16 protein-coding genes and 6 pseudogenes are annotated in these 17384 nt (G+C 59.5%); 14 read left to right on the forward strand and 8 right to left on the reverse strand.

Going from position 1 to position 17384, the window contains the following annotated elements:
* Positions 1-4: 4 nt before the first annotated feature.
* The gene (locus AM571_RS25290; RefSeq protein ID WP_074063814.1) at positions 5-850 is read right to left on the reverse strand and encodes a transporter substrate-binding domain-containing protein; all 846 of its coding nucleotides are present in this window, start codon (positions 848-850) and stop codon (positions 5-7) included.
* Positions 851-962: 112 nt separating this feature from the next.
* Between AM571_RS25290 and AM571_RS25295 the strand changes: the two genes are divergently transcribed.
* Both AM571_RS25295 and AM571_RS36610 read left to right on the forward strand, forming a co-directional pair.
* The gene (locus tag AM571_RS25295; protein ID WP_074063815.1) at positions 963-1883 is read left to right on the forward strand and encodes a LysR family transcriptional regulator; all 921 of its coding nucleotides are present in this window, start codon (positions 963-965) and stop codon (positions 1881-1883) included.
* Between the two features lie 292 nt (positions 1884-2175).
* A pseudogene (locus AM571_RS36610) lies at positions 2176-2406 on the forward strand (Lrp/AsnC ligand binding domain-containing protein); the annotation flags it as partial.
* 228 nt (positions 2407-2634) lie between these two features.
* Here AM571_RS36610 and AM571_RS25310 read toward each other — a convergent pair.
* Positions 2635-2871, reverse strand: a pseudogene (locus tag AM571_RS25310) (SOS response-associated peptidase); the annotation flags it as partial.
* Positions 2872-2928: 57 nt separating this feature from the next.
* A complete protein-coding gene (locus AM571_RS25315; protein ID WP_074063817.1) occupies positions 2929-3999 on the reverse strand; it encodes a LacI family DNA-binding transcriptional regulator in 1071 nt (356 codons plus the stop codon).
* Positions 4000-4192: 193 nt separating this feature from the next.
* Between AM571_RS25315 and AM571_RS25320 the strand changes: the two genes are divergently transcribed.
* From AM571_RS25320 to AM571_RS25345, 7 genes and pseudogenes are all read left to right on the forward strand, one after another.
* Positions 4193-5029 carry an ABC transporter substrate-binding protein gene (locus AM571_RS25320; protein WP_074063818.1) on the forward strand — a complete coding sequence of 279 codons (837 nt, stop codon included), beginning with the start codon at positions 4193-4195 and terminating at the stop codon, positions 5027-5029.
* A gap of 60 nt (positions 5030-5089) precedes the next feature.
* On the forward strand, positions 5090-6610 hold the full coding sequence (locus AM571_RS38130) for an amino acid ABC transporter permease/ATP-binding protein (RefSeq protein WP_074063819.1): 1521 nt from the start codon (positions 5090-5092) through the stop codon (positions 6608-6610).
* Between the two features lie 20 nt (positions 6611-6630).
* Positions 6631-7659, forward strand: a complete 1029-nt coding sequence (locus AM571_RS25330; RefSeq protein WP_074063820.1) for a Gfo/Idh/MocA family protein — start codon at positions 6631-6633, stop codon at positions 7657-7659.
* Between the two features lie 22 nt (positions 7660-7681).
* Complete coding sequence (locus tag AM571_RS25335) at positions 7682-8812, forward strand: NAD(P)/FAD-dependent oxidoreductase (protein ID WP_074063821.1); 1131 nt, start codon at positions 7682-7684, stop codon at positions 8810-8812.
* Between the two features lie 29 nt (positions 8813-8841).
* A pseudogene (locus AM571_RS38515) lies at positions 8842-8957 on the forward strand (L-idonate 5-dehydrogenase); the annotation flags it as partial.
* A 153-nt stretch (positions 8958-9110) separates the two neighbouring features.
* Complete coding sequence (locus AM571_RS25340; protein WP_237358673.1) at positions 9111-9530, forward strand: transposase family protein; 420 nt, start codon at positions 9111-9113, stop codon at positions 9528-9530.
* Between the two features lie 141 nt (positions 9531-9671).
* Positions 9672-10049: a DUF4112 domain-containing protein gene (locus AM571_RS25345; RefSeq protein WP_074063822.1), complete on the forward strand. Its 378-nt coding sequence runs from the start codon at positions 9672-9674 to the stop codon at positions 10047-10049.
* A 289-nt stretch (positions 10050-10338) separates the two neighbouring features.
* On the opposite strand, the gene AM571_RS38520 is transcribed toward AM571_RS25345, so the two are convergent.
* Positions 10339-10983, reverse strand: coding sequence for an aminotransferase class I/II-fold pyridoxal phosphate-dependent enzyme (locus AM571_RS38520; RefSeq protein WP_074063823.1), 645 nt, complete (start codon positions 10981-10983; stop codon positions 10339-10341).
* A 177-nt stretch (positions 10984-11160) separates the two neighbouring features.
* Between AM571_RS38520 and AM571_RS25355 the strand changes: the two are divergent.
* Positions 11161-11424, forward strand: a pseudogene (locus AM571_RS25355) (arginase family protein); the annotation flags it as partial.
* On the opposite strand, the pseudogene AM571_RS37740 reads toward AM571_RS25355, so the two are convergent.
* Positions 11417-11524, reverse strand: a pseudogene (locus AM571_RS37740) (arginase); the annotation flags it as partial. The pseudogenes AM571_RS25355 and AM571_RS37740 overlap by 8 nt on opposite strands.
* Positions 11525-12030: 506 nt before the next feature.
* Positions 12031-13134 carry a TauD/TfdA family dioxygenase gene (locus tag AM571_RS25365; protein WP_074063824.1) on the reverse strand — a complete coding sequence of 368 codons (1104 nt, stop codon included), beginning with the start codon at positions 13132-13134 and terminating at the stop codon, positions 12031-12033.
* Positions 13135-13547: 413 nt separating this feature from the next.
* Between AM571_RS25365 and AM571_RS36620 the strand changes: the two genes are divergently transcribed.
* Together AM571_RS36620 and AM571_RS38275 are read left to right on the forward strand one after the other, a co-directional pair.
* Positions 13548-13703 carry a hypothetical protein gene (locus AM571_RS36620; protein ID WP_155774537.1) on the forward strand — a complete coding sequence of 52 codons (156 nt, stop codon included), beginning with the start codon at positions 13548-13550 and terminating at the stop codon, positions 13701-13703.
* Between the two features lie 354 nt (positions 13704-14057).
* A pseudogene (locus AM571_RS38275) lies at positions 14058-14525 on the forward strand (IS110 family transposase); the annotation flags it as partial.
* Positions 14526-14768: 243 nt separating this feature from the next.
* Here the strand turns inward: AM571_RS38275 and AM571_RS25375 are convergent.
* Positions 14769-15686 carry a LysR family transcriptional regulator gene (locus tag AM571_RS25375; protein WP_074063825.1) on the reverse strand — a complete coding sequence of 306 codons (918 nt, stop codon included), beginning with the start codon at positions 15684-15686 and terminating at the stop codon, positions 14769-14771.
* A 94-nt stretch (positions 15687-15780) separates the two neighbouring features.
* Here AM571_RS25375 and AM571_RS25380 point away from each other — a divergent pair, with 94 nt between their 5' ends.
* Positions 15781-16110, forward strand: coding sequence for a nuclear transport factor 2 family protein (locus tag AM571_RS25380; protein ID WP_074063826.1), 330 nt, complete (start codon positions 15781-15783; stop codon positions 16108-16110).
* Positions 16107-16895, forward strand: a complete 789-nt coding sequence (locus tag AM571_RS25385) for an SDR family oxidoreductase (RefSeq protein WP_074063827.1) — start codon at positions 16107-16109, stop codon at positions 16893-16895. The genes AM571_RS25380 and AM571_RS25385 overlap by 4 nt, the downstream gene beginning before the upstream one ends.
* 18 nt (positions 16896-16913) lie before the next feature.
* Here AM571_RS25385 and AM571_RS25390 read toward each other — a convergent pair whose 3' ends face one another.
* Positions 16914-17381, reverse strand: a complete 468-nt coding sequence (locus tag AM571_RS25390; protein ID WP_074063828.1) for a MarR family winged helix-turn-helix transcriptional regulator — start codon at positions 17379-17381, stop codon at positions 16914-16916.
* Positions 17382-17384 lie beyond the last annotated feature (3 nt).

Genomic DNA, 17384 nt, shown 5'->3' on the forward strand with positions numbered 1-17384 from the left:
CGTCTTATTCGGCGGCGGGGAGAGCTTCCGGAAGTTCCATAGGAGCGCCGAACCACTTCTTCTGAAGCTCGGCGAGCTTGCCGGACTTGTTCAGCTTGACCAGTTCCGCATCGATCAGCGCATTGAGTGTAGCGCTGTCCGGATCATTGCGGCCGGCCCATGCGAAATAGGTCTTCGGGCCAAAGGTCGGTAGAACCACTTCAAACGCATCGGGACGCTGGCGCGCTGCTTCCAGGAGGTTCGGAAGCGAGTTGACGACAGCCTGGATACGGCCGGCACCGAGATCCGCATAGGCCTCCGAGAAGTCGGTATAGGTGGAGACCGTCACGGACGGCTTGCCGCCGTCCTTGAGCTTTCCGGCAAAGGTCTCAAGTGCTGCAAGCTGGGCCGAGCCTGCCTGCGAACCGACCGCCTTGCCAGCGATGTCTTCTGGCTTGGTGATCGCCGTATCGTCCTTGCGCTTGAGAATGGCCATGGTCGCATCTGCGATCGGTGCGGAGAGGTGATAGGCCTTAATGCGCTCCGGGGTGACGGTGACGGACGTGACGACATAGTCGAAGCGGCCTGCCGCGAGACCCGGCAGAATGCCCTGCCAGGGCAGGTCGAGCCGCTTTAACGTGACATTCGGCAATGCCTTCATGACTTCTGCCATGATGTCGGCCGAGTAACCGACGATCTTGCCGTCTTCGACGAACTCGAACGGAGCAAAGCGCGCTTCGGTGGCGACAGTAAATACCTTGTCTGACTTTATTTTCCCCAGAACGTCTGCGGCCTGCGCAGTGAAGGTCGTCAACGCGGCCACGAGCGCTGCGCCAATGAGAAGAGCGTTTATTGTCGATAGACGCTTCATATTTCGTTCCCCGTTTTTCAGTGATGCTGGTTACAGGAAACCATGGACAACAGCGCAGAAAATAGGAAAAATATGAAGTTCACATCAGAAAGTATGATGTAAGGGATTGCCGATGCTGCTGGCTCAGTCCGACCTTCGCTCATTAACGGTGTTTCGTGCCGTGGTGGAGCATAAGAGCTTCCTCGGTGCACAGATCAAGCTTGGCCTTAGCCAATCGGCCGTGAGCTTTCATATCAAGGCGCTGGAAGACAGGCTGGGCTTCAAGCTTTGTCGTCGCGGCCGCGGAGGCTTCGAGCTGACCGATCGGGGCGCGATCGTTCATGAGCAGTCGAAGTCGCTGTTTCTGGCGCTCAATGCCTTCGAAAGCGATCTCGGCAGTCTGAAGAACCGGATCACTGGAACGCTGAGGCTTGGGCTTGTGGACAATACGATCACAGACACCGACCTTCCCATCCACCGTATCATCGCCCGGATAAGCGATAGGGCGCCGGAGGCCCGACTGGAACTGGTCATCGATTCTCCGGGTGCACTCTTGTCCGAAATCGCAAATGGCGGCCTCGATATCGCCATCCTGCCGGAAACCGAACCTTACCAGGGGCTGAAGCTGTCGCGCCTGCGAGACGAAAACCACTCTCTATATTGCGCAAAGGGCCATCCGCTTTTCTCATCGCCGGATGATGAGATTTTGGTGGAGCGGGTAGAGGGATTCGATTTTGTTGTCAGGCCCTATGCCAATATGCGGGAGTTGCAACATTTTCCGAAAGCGCGGGTGCGGGCGTCTGCCTCGAACATGGAAGCGCAGGCGATGTTCGTTATGTCGGGTCGCTACCTCGGATACCTGCCGGACCATTACGCAGCGGACTGGGTGCAGAAAGGCATTTTCCGAGCGGTTCTTGCAGAGGAGACGCGGATCAAGTCACCTTTCATCATCGCCACCCGCCTTGGGGAAAAGCCGTCCACCATCCTCGACTTCTTTATTCGTGAACTCGCCGGATTTGCCTCCGAGGTTCTCCACAGAAGACCCTTTTGGTGAACGACTGATTCAGATTTCTACCCTGCTCATCCACGAGGGTCTCGCGCGCATCCTCAAGGAAAACGATACGAGCCATTATCATGTCCTCAATGAGAGGTTTCATGCGGCGATCTATATAGGCAGCCACAATGCCTATCCATCTGGTGGAGATCACCCTCGCAACACGGCGGCGGCTGTCGCCGTTCCGCCGGGCGCAGTTCTTGGCCGCTGGTCGTCTGGCGAAATCCCACAAGGAACACGACCTCATACTCGTCGCGATCTTGCATGTCTTGCCCCGTGGCCACGTCTCCCCAGATCGGCTCCGCTCCCCGGCAAACTCCACCTCGTCGAACGGCTCATTCAGGAGCGCCCGGAATTTGTTGAATGCGACAAGATCACTGGCGACGATTCTTTCCTTGCTCGCCTCGTAGTCCATACGATCGAGCAGATGGACGATGTCCTTGAAGCGCTCTCGGAACACGCCGTCACCAGCACCGCCGTTATCAAGGGAGTGTCCGTCAAACGACGCTTGCCGCCCCTGTAGCAGCGCTGGCGGTCGGGGCGGCCTCGGATATCTTGAAGTCATCGAAGCAATGCACCTCCTCCCGCAGAGCTTCGTGTTTCAGGCGACCCATTTCCTCCTCCCGAAAGGGCGCCTGACGGAACAACGGCACTCCTCCTCCCAGCCGTTGTTCAATCTTTTGGAAAAGCCTGCCGCACCTCCTCCCGCGGCAGGCTTTTTCGTTTTCGATACAAGCCCGGAATTCAGTCGTCAAAGCAGATTGCCCTGTTCCACCAGCTCTCCGGATTTCGAGACGATCGTGGATCCGTACGGTTCGCGGGACGAGATGATCAGCGCGTCATTCGGTAATGGGCGGGCCAGTTCCTTGGCCTCTTCCCATGGCGCATGCATCCATATGTCGGTCTCTTCCTTCGTCAACAGCAAGACCGGCATGGCCTTCTCATGGATCGGCTTCACCAGGTCGTTGGGATCGGTGGTTAAAAAGCCATTTCCATGCTTCCTCCAAGTTCCAATCTCAGCCGCGGCTGCCGGGCTGGACCACATCTATGCCGGCGCTTCAGCGACGGAAGCGCGCTCGATGACTTCCGTTTGAAGAACGACACGCCGGGTCTTGACGTCCTCTCCATTCAGCCGCTCGACAAGCAGCCTCGCAGCCGTTTCGCCTAGCTGATAGACGGGTTGCCGCACTACCGTCACAGGCGGAGAAGTAACCGACGTCCAGTCTGCATCATGGAACGAGACGAGCGACAGGTCGCCTGGAATTGCAAGGCCGATCGTGCGGCTGGCCTTGAACACTTCAAGGCCGATCACGCTGTCCGAGGCGATGATCGCGGTTGGGTGTTCGTCCGCCTGCAACATCGTCGTGACGATGCGGCGTGTATCATCAGGCGTGGCCGCACCCACATGCACCCAGCGTTCCATTTCCTTCAACCCTCCCTGACGGCAGACGCCGAGAAAGCCTTCTATGCGCCGGCGCACCGATCCGGTATTGATGTCGGCCGGTGTGTGGAAGAGGTGGTCCGGCGTGTCGCACGCAGTCAGATAGGCGATGCGGCGGTGGCCGAGCGAAAGCAGCCGCCGTGTGACACCTTCGGCGGCGTATCTGTCATCGGCAATCACTGTGTCGACGTCGAGCGCCTCGCTGCCGCGGTCGAGCAGTGCGAGCGGTCGGCCGGAGCGGGCGGCTTCCTGCAGGTGTTCGACATCGCTCTCCTTGGAGGGCGAAACGATCAGTCCATCGACCCGCTTGGCTAGGAGCGTGCGGACCGCGGCTTTCTCGGAGGCAACGTCCTCGCCCGAATTGATGAGGATGACCGTGAACCCTGCCTGCCGGGCGACGTCGGTGATCCCCCGCACGGCGAGGCTGAAGAACGGGTTCTCGATGTCGCCCACCACCACGCCGATTGTGCCGGATCGGCCCGTCGTCATGCTGCGGGCAAGTTCGTTGGGCCGGTAGTCGAGGGCGCGGGCGGCAGCGGTCACTGCCTCGCGCACCCGGTCGCTGACGGTGCCATATCCGCCCAGAACACGCGCGGCGGTCGCCTTCGAGACGCCTGCTTTAAGCGCGACGTCGGCGACGGTGACGGAGGAGGATCGGGGCGGCGGCTGGTCCATGAACGCTAGCCTTACAAGAGATATTGACGACTGGCAAATGCGAAGATAACTATTGACAAAAATCAAAGAGACCGGTCTCATTCATTAAAGAGACCGGTCTCAAATACAAGAAAATGCTCATCTCCGTCATCCGCGGGATCGGATCTGTACGTCTTGAAGCATCGCAACTAAACCACCAGAGGAGACCAAAAAAATGAAAATTTCCGAAGTTGTCAGTTCCCCCTTCGTCATATTGCGCACCGCTCTCGTCGCGGCCGCTCTAGGCATAGCGGCAGGGGCGATGGCACCCGCCGTCGCCGAAGACAATCCCTATGGCTTGATCGACCCGACCGTCATCAGCGTCGGCACAATGGGCGACGCCAAGCCTTATGCCTTCACCACCTCCGACGGAAACTTCACGGGCTTCGACATTGAACTGTTCCTCAATGTGGCCGAGCGGATCGGCTTCAAGAAAGAGCAGGTGATCTTCACCGGCCAGGAGTTCTCCGCCCTCATGCCGTCCGTCGCCAACAGCCGATTCGACATTGCTGCGGCCGCAATCGGGACGACGGACAAGCGCAAGGAGACGGTCGATTTCTCCGACGGATATCTGGCAGGCTATCTCACTGTGCTTACGCCGGATGCCGGCATCACCGACGCTGCCGGCCTCAAGGGCAAGCGGCTCGGTGTCGTGCAGGGCACGCTCCAGGAAATCTATGCCGAGAAGAACTTCACCGACGCCGATCTCGTCAAATTCCCGGACAACAACTCCGCCGTTGCAGCGCTCAACAACGGCAGCATCGACGCGCATTTTCTCGATTACGAGGCGGCGAAGGACTATTCAGGCCGTTATCCGGAGCTGAAGGTGGCGGTCAATATTCCAAGCTTCGATGCGCCGGCCGGATTCGTCGTGCGCAAGGGCAACGACGCGCTGCGCGAGGCATTGAACAAGGGCCTTGGCGCCGCCATGCAGGACGGCACCTGGAAAACGCTCCATGAAAAGTGGTTCCCCGGCACGCCGATGCCGGCCGCATACCTTCCCAAGCCTTGATTTCGCTTTCCGGTCCGGCTGCTGCTCGTCGGACCGGCTTCTTGTTTAAGGGACCGCCTGATGAACTGGCTTGAAAACCTGCGCCGCAGCTTCCTCGACTGGAACGCCATGGCCGAAGTGCTGCCGACCATGATTACGGTCGGCCTCAAGAACACGCTGATCCTTGCGGCAGCCTCGACGGTGCTTGGCGTCATCATCGGCATGGTGCTCGCCATCATGGGCATTTCCCGTTCGCCTTGGCTGCGCATCCCGGCCCGCATCTATACGGACGCCTTCCGCGGCTTGCCGGCCATCGTCACCATTCTCCTGATCGGTCAAGGTTTTGCGCGGCTTGGCCGGGAGCTCTTCGGTCCGTCGCCCTATCCGCTCGGCATCCTCGCGCTCAGCCTAATCGCCGGCGCCTACATCGGCGAAATCTTCCGCTCAGGCATCCAAAGCGTCGATCGCGGCCAGATGGAAGCCTGCCGCGCGCTCAGCATGAGCTATGGTCAGGGCATGCGGCTCATCGTCGTGCCGCAGGGGGTGCGACGCGTGCTGCCGGCGCTGGTCAATCAGTTCATCGGCAACGTCAAGGATTCGAGCCTCGTCTATTTCCTCGGCCTGCTCGCCTCCGAACGCGAGATCTTCCGCGTTGGCCAGGATCAGGCCGTGGTAACCGGCAATCTTTCGCCTCTGCTTCTGGCGGGCGTCTTCTACCTCGTTGTCACCGTGCCGCTCACCCATGTTGTCAATGCCATCGACAACCGCTTGCGGCTCGGCAAGCAGCGCCCGGCGATCGTCACGAGCGGGCTGGAGGAAGTTAGCGAACTCGACGGTGCCAATCGCGGTGCCCTCGCGGCGGATCAAGCCTCGTTCAAGGGTGGCAGTCTCGACGTGCGCAACCTTGGTATGGCCTATGGCGAATTGGAAGTGCTCAAGGGCGTCGATCTTTCGGTAAAGGCGGGCAGCGTCACCTGCATCATCGGCCCCTCCGGATCCGGCAAGTCGACCCTGCTACGCTGTCTCAACCGTCTCGTCGAACCGAGGCGCGGCGACATTCTTCTCGATGGCGACAGCATTCTCGCCATGAAGCCGGAAACGCTGCGCCGCCGTGTTGGCATGGTCTTCCAGCATTTCAATCTTTTCCCGGATCACACAGCGCTCGAGAACGTCATGCTGTCGCTGACGAAAATCAAGGGCCTGGCGACGGCCGAAGCCGAGCGCATCGCCAAGGCGCGGCTCGCCGATGTCGGACTCGCCGGCCGCCAGCATCACCGGCCGGGTGGTCTTTCCGGCGGCCAGCAGCAGCGTGTCGCCATCGCCCGCGCGCTCGCCATGGAGCCGGAGGTCATTCTGTTCGACGAGGTGACGAGCGCACTCGACCCCGAACTGGTCAAGGGGGTGCTGAACCTCATGGCCGATCTCGGCAGTCGCGGCATGACCATGGTGGTCGTCACGCACGAAATGGGCTTCGCCCGGCGCGTCGCCGATCAGGTCGTGTTCATGGACGAGGGACGCGTCATGGAAGCGGGCACGCCTGATGCGATCTTCGACAATCCGCAGAGCCCGCGCCTGCAACGCTTTCTTGCGGAAGTTCTCTGACCCCGACCAAGGGAGATCACATGACACAAATGATAAGATGGGGCGTGCTTGGCTGCGCCGGGATCGCGATCAAGGCGGTCATCCCCGCGATTCAGTCTAGCCGATCCGGACGGGTTGCGGCGATCGCCTCGCGCGACCTGAAGAGGGCGGAGGAAACGGCGGCGGCGTTCGGCATTGCCAAGGCCTATGGCAACTACGAAAGCCTGCTTGCCGACGCCGAGATCGACGCGATTTATAACCCGCTGCCCAATCACCTGCATGTGCCGCTGACGATCAAGGCGCTGGAACAGGGAAAGCCGGTGCTGTGCGAAAAGCCGATCGCCCTGAGCGCCGGCGAGGCCATGAAACTGGCGGCCGCGCAGAAGGCGGCAAACCTACCGGTCGCCGAAGCCTTCATGGTACGCCACCATCCGCAGTGGAAGAAGGCGCGGACGCTGGTCGCCGAAGGGCGGATCGGCGAGGCTCGAGTCATCCAGACGATCTTCTCCTACTATCTCGACGATCCGCGGAACGTGCGAAACCAGGCCGATATCGGCGGCGGCGGACTGTTCGACGTCGGATGCTACGCCGTCAACACGGCGCGCTACCTGTTCGATGCCGAACCCTTGCGGGCGATCGCGTTGATGGAACGCGACCCGGCCTTCGGTACGGACCGCCTCGCGAGCGGACTGCTGGAGTTTCCCGAGGGACGGCAGCTCGTCTTCACCTGCTCGACGCAGCTTGCCCGCACGCAGAAGGTGACGGTTCTCGGAGCGCGCGGGCGTCTGGAGATCCCCATTCCCTTCAACGCGGCGGCCGACGAGCCGACCGTACTGATCCTCGACGACGGCCGCGACCTTGCCGGCGGCGGGCGGGAGGAGATCGCCATCGCGCCGGTCGACCCATACCGCGAACAAGCCGACGCTTTCGCCGAAGCCGTTCTCTCCGGCAAACCGCTCGAAACGGGACTGGATGATGCGATCGCCAACATGAAGGCGATCGAAGCACTGTTCCGCTCCGCAGTCACCGGCCGCTGGGAAGAGCCTGACCCGTTCCATTCACCTGCATGACCAAGCGATTGAAAGAAATTCCATGACAGACAACACCATATCTTCGGCAATCATCATCGGCGCCGGCATCTTCGGCGTCTCCACGGGCGTCCAGCTCGTCCGCCGCGGCATCCGCGTTACTATCCTCAATGACGGTCCGCCGGCCAACGGCGCCTCTGGCCGCTCGCTCTCCTGGTTGAACTCGGCGCGCATGCGCTCGGAACCCTATCACCGCCTGCGCATGGCCGGCATCGATCGCTACCGCACGCTCTCAGTGCGGTATCCCGATGCCGGCTGGCTTCGCTTCGACGGCGGCCTGACCTGGGATGGCGACGATGAACGCAACGAGATCGCCGCCGCCTATCGCCATGAGGTATCACTTGCCTATGACGCGCAGCGGCTTTCTGCAGACGACGTCGCCGGCGTCACGCCCGGCCTCGATGCACGCGCGATCACGCCGCAGGGGGCGATCTTCAATCCGGGCGAGGGATGGGTTGACCTGCCGACCCTGATCGGCGTGCTTCTGGAGGAGTTTTCCGCGCGCGGGGGCACGCTGGTGACAGACCAGGGGGCGGCACGGGTGCTAGTCGAGGGTGGCCGCGCCCTCGGCGCCGAGACAGCGACGGGCGGCCGCTTCCGGGCCGATGCCGTCGTGCTTGCGACGGGTCCCGCCGTACCGAATATGGTAGCGGAAAGCGGTCAGACGATCGATGATGGAACCCCGGTTGCGCTGCTGGTGCAGACCAAACCGCTCGCTCATCCCCTGCGCGCCGTTCTCAACACGCCACGCGTCGCCGTGCGTCCGGCGCCGGGCGGCACCTTCTCGCTGGATGCCGATTGGGCCGCCGACGAAGGCGTGAAGGTGCGTCCAGATGGCGGGTATGACATCGACGAGACTGTGGTGAATGCCCTGCTGGCCGAGGCAGCCAAGGTAATGGAGGACAATCCGAAGCTTGAAGTCGCGTCCATCGGAGTCGGTGGCAAGCCGATCCCCGGCGATGGCGAACCGGTGATCGGTGCCCTCAAGGCCATTCCCGGCTACTACGTCGCCTTCAGCCACAGCGGGGCAACGCTCGGCCCAATCGTGGGTGAGTTGCTCGCCTACGAGGTCGCGACGGGCGCTGAGCATCCCATGCTCGCCACGTTCCGCCCCGAGCGCTTCCTGTCGCAGTAACGCCGTGGGGAACCAGGGAATGATTCCCCGACGTGCAGTACGAAGCCTCGGGAAACGAGAGCTCCCCTCGCGTTGCGGGCTGAAAGTCCTCAAACCTTGCGGGGTTCTCTTCCAGCTTGGCCTCGGCTGCGATGTCTCGATCCCGTAGAACATGGTGCCCCAAAAGCTCGAAACAAAGGGTGTCGCTTGGCAGTTAAATATGAGACTGCGGCTGTTTCGACTGGTTTGGCATTTAAAGCGGGTCTTCCTCAATTTGTGTGGTCACTCAGCGTTAGACATGATGCCGCTATGGGCGGGCATGCAAACCAAATCGAAATGGTCGCCCGGTCCAGGGGCAAAAGTTCTGGTTGTCGCGCTCACTGATGATGACAGTTGGGTTGTTTCCGCTGCCGGACCAGCTTTCGGCATTTGCCCTGATTGCGGACGGCTGACCCGAAATCGGCACGGTTGGTCCAACCGAGGTCTTCAAGATCTGCCGGTCCAGGGCAAGACCGTCACGGTGAAGCTTCGGTTGAGCCGCTGGCGGTGCGCACATCAGAACTGTGAACGCAACGCCATCGAATTGCCCTGGAGCAACGGCCAGGCGGAAGGCCAGATCAACCGCCTGAAGACGATCAAACGTGCGATGTATGGCAGAGCAGGCACGGAGCTCCTGAGAGCACGCATGTTACCGCTCATCAATAATCATCACCACACAAATTCAGGAAGACCCAATTAAATGGCAATTCTCAATTTATGTGCGTACCTAACTATTATTGCACCCAGAGTCTGGCAAATTAAATTGAAAGCGACACGGCTTGGCAAGCATAAGGCTGCTGCGTGACATTGAATCGCAGGGCGCGGAGACCAAACAAAAAGCATGAAGAAGTCCACCATACCCATCGAACAGCTCACGCGCCTTCGCCGGATACGCGGACTGGCGCGGCTGATGGATACGGCGCTCCGAATTCCCGGTACACGCATGTCGCTCGGGGCAGACTCGGTCCTTGGCCTGATCCCCGGCGTCGGCGATTTTGCGGCCGCCGCCGTCAGTCTCATCATCGTCAACGAGGCTCGGCGTCTCGGCGTGCCGAACGACAAGCTCGTCAAGATGCTGGTCAATGTCGGTTTTGACACGGTTGCGGGAAGTGTGCCGGTGCTTGGCGATGTCTTCGACGTCTATTTCAAATCCAATCGCCGCAATCTTCAGCTTGTTCTGGATCACTTCGGCCTCGACCATGCCGACCTCGACCGGTAACGCTGGTCAGCTGCGATTGCCGAGCGTGGCGATATCGAACACCGCGGCATTGTCCTGGATTTCGCGTAAGTCCTTAACATAAGCTTCGAAGACTCTTAACCAACGTAATAACCAAGGGATCGGAGGCTTAGGTATAGCGGGCGACGCCGCCGGCGGTTCGATTCCCTTCAAGGCGCAAGTGTCTTCGAAAGCGGTCCAGTTCTTGTTCCCGTCCGCAGCTTATTCCCGCCGATGGCGTTGGCTATATCGGCCACGGCCGATGAAAGGTGGTCATCAGTATCGATCAAGGTCATAAGAACTCATCTCTGTGTGCGAACCGCCGATGATGTTTGCGACCGAAGCCTGGAAGCGATCGTTTTCCGCCGGTGTCCCCACGGTAAACTCGCGACCAGTTGGTGTATCCAGCCTCTCGCCAAGGCTTGACGACGATGCCGTCCTTAAGAAGGCTCTCCGCAAGAGTAGTGCCTGGCATCGCGGTCCGGAAGAAGAGGAAGTTCGTCTGCGAGTCCGCAACGCGGAGCCCCAGTGCAGATAAGCGGGAGGCAAGCCTGCCGCGTTCAGCGACAACACGGGTGACGGCTGATTTCATCCATTCCTGGTCGGAGAGCGCCGCAATCGCTGCCATTTGTGCCGCTGCGTTCACGTTAAACGGGGCTTCGCCTTTGCGACCACCCGTGCGATTACCCTCTGAACATATTGCATAGCCTATCCGGAGTCCTGCCAAACCATAGGCTTTTGAGAAAGTACGAAGGAGCACGCAATTGAAATTCGGACGACCGAGCAGCGACAGGCCGTCGGGATAACCGTCAGCGACGAATTCGATATGGGCCTGATCGAGCAGGAAAAGTGTTTGGGGCCGGGTCGCCCGGACGAGGCGGGCTATCCTTGAAAATCTTGTGGTGGATCGACACCAAGATGGCACCTCAAAATGCATCTATAGCAGAATCCAGCGTCGCATCGTTGAGATGCGCAGCTTTGCCGCCGTATTGTCCCCGCAGCCTTTATCCCAGCATTGCGTGGTCTGACGCGCTGCTGTCACAACTGGCTTTTGCCAAATCGCTGTTTATTCCTTCCTAGCGACGAATATGCGGCCGATGGCATTGAGCAGAAGTTGAGCAGCTTGCAAATCAGCAAGCTTGGCGTGGAAGGAGTGGCGGAGCGGATTCCAGCCGGAAAACGCTATTATCTTTCGATCGATATCGACGGCTTCGATCCTTCGATCGCCCCGGATGAAACACCAAGCCATGGTGGTTTTATTTACTATGAGGTGCTGGAACTGATTGCCGGCTTGGCCAAGGGTGACGAGATTGTTGGTATTGACCTCGTTGAGGTCGCTCCCGACTACGACCATACCGGTTCGACAGCCATTCTCGCACTGAAGGGATGTCCGATCCATTGGCGCGGGCATAATCATAACCCTCCTTGGCTGTCGAGGAGACATTGCGGATGCCGAGCTGTGACATGCCCGTGTGCGGGTCTTCGGCAAGATGCTCGGCTGGAGAGAAACACCGCTTGGCCGGGAGCTGGCCGGCGCGAGGGAGCTGGCGGAAACCCGCCGCCCGCTCGGCATGGTCTTCCAGCATTTTCACCTCTGGCCGCACATGAGCGTGCTCGACAATGTGACCCTGGCTTTGAGGCTGGTTCACGTTGTTCCCCGCACCGAAGCCGAAGGAACCGGCAAACCATGTATCCAATACCATGGAGGAAAACCGTCGATGCGAAAGCCATAACGAAATCTCAAGTTAAGTGGCAAAGGCTGGGAACGAATCTCACATTAAATGCCAAGTCTCAAATTATGTGTTGCCGTAACTACATGATTTGGTTGGCGGCAGAATCTTACGTTTAAATGCAAAACGACATTATGCACCCGCCCGTGCCAATTCGCCCATTGAGCGAGCGCGGGCGGGTCGTGACGTCCTGCAGTGGGACGCCTGGCTGTTCTCGATAGTCTGTTTCTTCGAGAATGGGTCGGCGCAACCGTTCATTTCTGTCCAGCCAACATCCTGATCCGGCTGTCGAACTCGCCACGATCGACATAAAAGCCCTTGAGCAGCCGGTGACCTGTCATCGGATCGAAAGCGGTTCGGCCATGCAGGATCCGCCTGTTGTCGAAGACGACCATCTCTCCCGGTTTCATTTTGAACGTGATGATGTTCGTCGGGTCGCGAGTCTCGGCCCTGAACCGTCTGTAGGCGGCATAGTAGTCGGCCATCACGGTGTCGGGTATATCGAAGCTATCCATGAGATGGGCGCTGTAGCGGACATCGAAAACGCGGTTTCGCTCATCGACGCTGACCATCGGTCTATGGACGCGAATATCATATTGGCGATCGTGGAAGCGGTACGGAATTGGTATCGACGTCAGCAGCCGGAACGCCTCGGCGTCCTTGCGGCGGACCTTCTCGGCAATCATGTAGGCGTCCGCGAACACGGATTCTCCGCCTTCTGCGCCGTTCCGCACACAGTGAAGGAACTGGTACCCCGGCGGCATCTCCTGGTTCGGAAGGTCGGTATGAAGGGGCAGGGCGTGCGAGGTGTAAGCAAGATTGTTGGGATCGGGAATGGTCTCGACACGGAAAGTCAGGCCGAAATTCGTGCGCCTCAGAAATCCGATGCGTTCCCCGAGCGCTAAGCCCGCTTCCTCATTATCTTCGAGCCCGGTGACCACAGAAAGACCGTGCCTCTTCGTGTTGCAAAGCCATTCGAAGAAGACGTGGTCGTCCGAGAGATCGCCGACAGACACGTTGGGAATGCGTAGGTCCGCTTCCCAGATCTCAGCGGCTATATCGGCGGGGTCGGCCGCGCGTACACCCGGGCGATGGCTGTAAAGCCAATCAGCGGCCAGTGTCGTTCTGTCATGATCTCCTCGCCAATCGATGTGAACGGCGTCGCCATCGAGCGTGACCGTTTCGGCTGTCAGGTCGAGCGGCACGGACAGCAGATCGAACTGTCGCTCACCGGTCTGTCGGTGGAACCCCTTTGGGTCGTTGTCACGCAGGAAGAGGTTTGGATAGAATGACGTGGTGCCGTCAATCCAATGAACGGCAATAACGCGATCTCGCGCTTCTACACTTTCGATATTCACGGAATTTCTCCGTCGGTTTCAGGATCGCATATGAACCCGACATTCCGGCGGCGGCGGCCACCAGCCCCCGCGCTTGACATATCCGTAGGTGGACACAAGCAGCTTCATAGAATGATTGTTAATCTTCCATGCGCGCAAGGACAATAGACATCGCGCTATCGTTGCCTGACTCGGTCGAGGGCACATAGGCGATTTTCAGCGCTCTCTTTGTTCGCTGGCGCCAGCCACGACGCAGATCAATAGGCCAAGGCAGGCGAGGGCGACAAGGGCGACCGCATTAGATATAATTTGACCGCCAGGTCGAGCGATGCCGAGCGTCCCCGCGCTTGCGGCGCATTGCTTCAAAAAGAGAAAGAGCCAGTAATAAACTCCAGCAAAGGATTGTCTGGCCCGCTAGAGGTGCGGCACGGCGCATGCAAAAACGGAAATTCCTGGTCGGCATGGCTGTTCTTGCCCTATCCGTGGTCGCAGGAGGTGAAGACATGGCGTTGTCGAGGGAGACCCGGCTGATGCCGCAGCTTGAAGCGCTACGTCAGGGCATGCCGATGTCGGCGGTCGAAAAGGGCTGATCGGCAGGATCGATTTCAACTCACGCTTCATGCATTACCACCGCCGGCCTCCCCCTGGGTATGTCGCTTGCCGATCTCCGTCAAAGTGCCGGATGTTGAGATCGGTCAGGAAAGCGCTGCGAGCGGCGGCGCACGTTTCGGAACGAAACAGCTGTCGGACGGCGTCCTTCCGTACGCATAACGTTCGACAAGTTGTACGTTTGATTTGCATAGACCGTATGTCCTCAGGTGAAGGCGGGCTCACCCTCACCATATGCTAGGCGGGGGTTGCTTCGGAATGGCCGAAGCCGAGCCCCAAGCTTAGGGAGATGGAGGATGAACCATGAACCAGGATAGCAGGCGCTTTTCGTCGGTATGGACGTTTCGAAACTGAAGATTACTGTAGCCGTCGCGGACAGTGAGCGTGGTGGCGAGGTGAATTTTTCGGGGACATACCCTCGGATCGGGCCGCGGTGTCATCGATTGTAAAAGCTGGCCAAACGAGGAGCCAAACTCCACTTTTTTTTACGAGGCAGGGCCTACAGGTTACGTTACCGTCAGCTCATCGAGATGGGGCATGACTGTGTTGTCGTGGCGCCGGCACTAATTCCTAAGCGTCCCGGAGATTGCTTGAAGACCAACCGGCGTGATGCGGCCAGCTTGGCGAGGCTGCATCGTGCGGGTGAATTGACATCGGTCTGGGTGCCTGACCGCGGGCATGAGGCAATGCGCGATCTGGTCCGCGCTCGAGACGCAGCACAAGAGGCGCAAAAGCGGGCACGTCAACAGCTACAATCGTTCCTGCTCCGTCGTGGGCGCATTTATCCGGGACGCACCGTTTGGTATCCAACCCGCGTATAAGAGTTTGCTAACCGTCGTCTCAGCGCCCTGTCTCCTACCTTGCGCATTCGCTCAGATCTTACAACGAGCCAGCACTGGCCCGGATGGGGAGGTCGTGAGAGCAGCTCTTGCAAATGAACATAAGGATAAATACCCCTTATGCCGCAAAGGGCAAATTTTATCACCCGTTTACGTCAAACGGTGTGCGGGTCAAAGGTTCACATCCATTCAAGGCAAGCGGATCGTTCAGGATTTTAAGCGCGGATCACCCGTACGCGAAAGCTCACGAGCTAGCTCTAGAAAAGCTCTCACGCCGGCCGATAGATTTCGGCGTCCGGGGTAGTATAGGCAAAGCCCAGGATAAGACGGCGTCCAGTCCGCCAACACACGTATGACCTGTCCGACCTCGATCTCTGGAAGAATGTCTTGCTCAAAGAGGTAGCCCAAGCCGGCGCCATCAAGCACCGCAGTTCGCGTTAGGCTGGCCTCGTCTAGCGTGATCTGCCCCCGAACATCTATCTGAACTTGCTCGCCGCCCTTCTCAAACCGCCAGCGAAACAGGGAGCCATCTGGCAGACGAACGCGAATGCAACTGTGAGTAAGGAGATCCGGGGGGGCCAGCGGTATCCCGTGCTTTTCGATGTATTCGGGGGATCCGACCACAGCATGTCGTTGAGGCCTGCCGAGCGAAACTGCAATCATGTCGGTAGGAACGAGGCCTTCCACTCTAACGCCCAGATCGAACCCTTCCCTGACGATATCCACCATCTTACCTTCGGTGACGATATCAACATTCATGTCGGGATAGCGGCGCAGGAACTCAAGCACGAGCGGTTTGATGATCGAGCGCGCCGCAAACGGCGCGGCGTTGATCCGTATCGTGCCGGAAGGCGTCTCACGTTGCTCGCGCACCGACCCCAGTGCTGCATGTAGATCCTGAAGCGATGGAGCGACCTGCTGCATAAAAAGCCGTCCAGCGTCCGTGAGGGAGACGCTTCGCGTGGTGCGATTGAACAATCGCACGCCCAGCGCAGCCTCAAGCCTGCCGATCGTGTGGCTCAGTGCCGTGGTCGACAACCCTAGATCGATGGATGCTGCGCGGAATGTCCCGCGCCGTGCGATCGCAATGGCAGCTTCAAGTTCTTTTAGGGTCGCCTGATCCATTGTCCCGTTCCATTCATCACTTCATGCCGTCTCGTCCCCCTTATTCCTACAATTGTCCAGTGCTAAATGCCATTGCGAACGAAGGAGAACTATCATGACGCCAGCACTACCCAAGCCCATAGCGGCCTATGTCGAGGCTAATGCACAACTCAACGTGGATGGCATGCTGAAGCCTTTCGCGGACGATACTGTCGTCCTGGATAACGGTGGCCGTCACGAAGGCCACGCCGAGCTGCGGACCTTGTTCGAAGAGGCAGTGATTCCCGCCAAGGCGATCTTTACGCCGGATAGCGTTCGTTACGAGGATGGTCAGGTCGTGGTCGAGGGTCCTACCCACGGCGACTTCAAAGGCAGCCCGATCCGCTTCACCTGCCGGTTCACGCTGGAGAACGACACCATCAAAGCATTGGAGATCACGGCATGAACATCAAAGCTGATCCGACCGAGTTTGCAGGAAAGCGAGTGCTTATCAGCGGCGGCACCAAGGGTGCTGGTCGCGCCACTGTGGACCGTTTCCTGGCCGGCGGCGCCCGAGTAATCACCGCCGCTCGGGGAGCACCGGAACCCATTGACGGAGTCGAGTTCATACAGGCGGACCTGACGACGGCCGAGGGCGGGGAAACCCTTGCCAAGGCCGCGCTCGAGCGCTTGGGCGGCATCGATATTCTGGCTCACGTCATTGGCGGATCGTCGACACCGGGCGGCGGTTTCGTTGCCCTGACAGATGACCACTGGCTAGCAGAACTGAACCTGAACCTCTTGGCCACCGTCCGCCTGGATCGTCTCCTGATCCCGCAGATGATCGCACGGGGCAGCGGCGCAGTGGTTCACGTGACCTCCATCCAGTCAGTCCTTCCGCTGCCCGAGGCGACCACCGCCTACGCTTCCGCCAAGGCCGCGCTCAAGACCTACAGCAAGTCCATCTCCAAGGAGCTTGGGCCGAAAGGCGTGCGGGTCAATGTCGTTTCCCCCGGCTGGATCATGACAGAGTCATCCCAGGACTTGCTGAAACGTCTGCAGGCCGCCAATGGCGGTACGATCGAGGACGCGCGGCAAGTCGTTCTTGACAGCCTGGGCGGTATCCCCATTGGACGTCCAGCCGACCCTCATGAGGTCGCCGACCTCATCGCCTACCTGGCCTCAGATCGCGCTGCCGCGATTCACGGCGCCGAGTTCGTCATCGACGGCGGCACTGTTCCGACGGTCTGATATCACGTCACAATTTGATCAGGCGGGTGCGCCCCACCCGTCGATCTGGGAATAAATTGCATTTCGAAGATGGCGGATGTCGCGGTTCAGGGTGGCCAATTCCTGCGGCGTTTGGGTCGAGGCTGCAAGCAAGGTATCGCTGAGACAGCCGGCCTTGTGCTGCAAGGCACGTCCTTTGTCGGTTAACCCGATAACCACCTGCCGCTCGTTGCTGAGGTTTCTGGTCCGGCGCAGCAGGCCAGATGTCTCGAGCCGCTTCAGCAACGGCGTCAGCGTGCTGGATTCCAAGGCAAGGGCGTTGGCAATGGCGCCGACCGTTTGCCCGTCGCTACTCCATAACACGTTGAGCACGAGATACTGCGGGTAGGTCAGACCCAGCTCGTCGAGAAGAGGCTTGTAGGCGCGCTGGATAGCGATGCCGGCCGTATAGATTGCGTAGCACAACTGGTCGTGCAGGGGAGGTGGATCGTTATGGCGTTCGGTCATTCT

The sequence above is a fragment of the Rhizobium etli 8C-3 genome (genome assembly GCF_001908375.1).
GTDB lineage: Bacteria > Pseudomonadota > Alphaproteobacteria > Rhizobiales > Rhizobiaceae > Rhizobium > Rhizobium etli_B.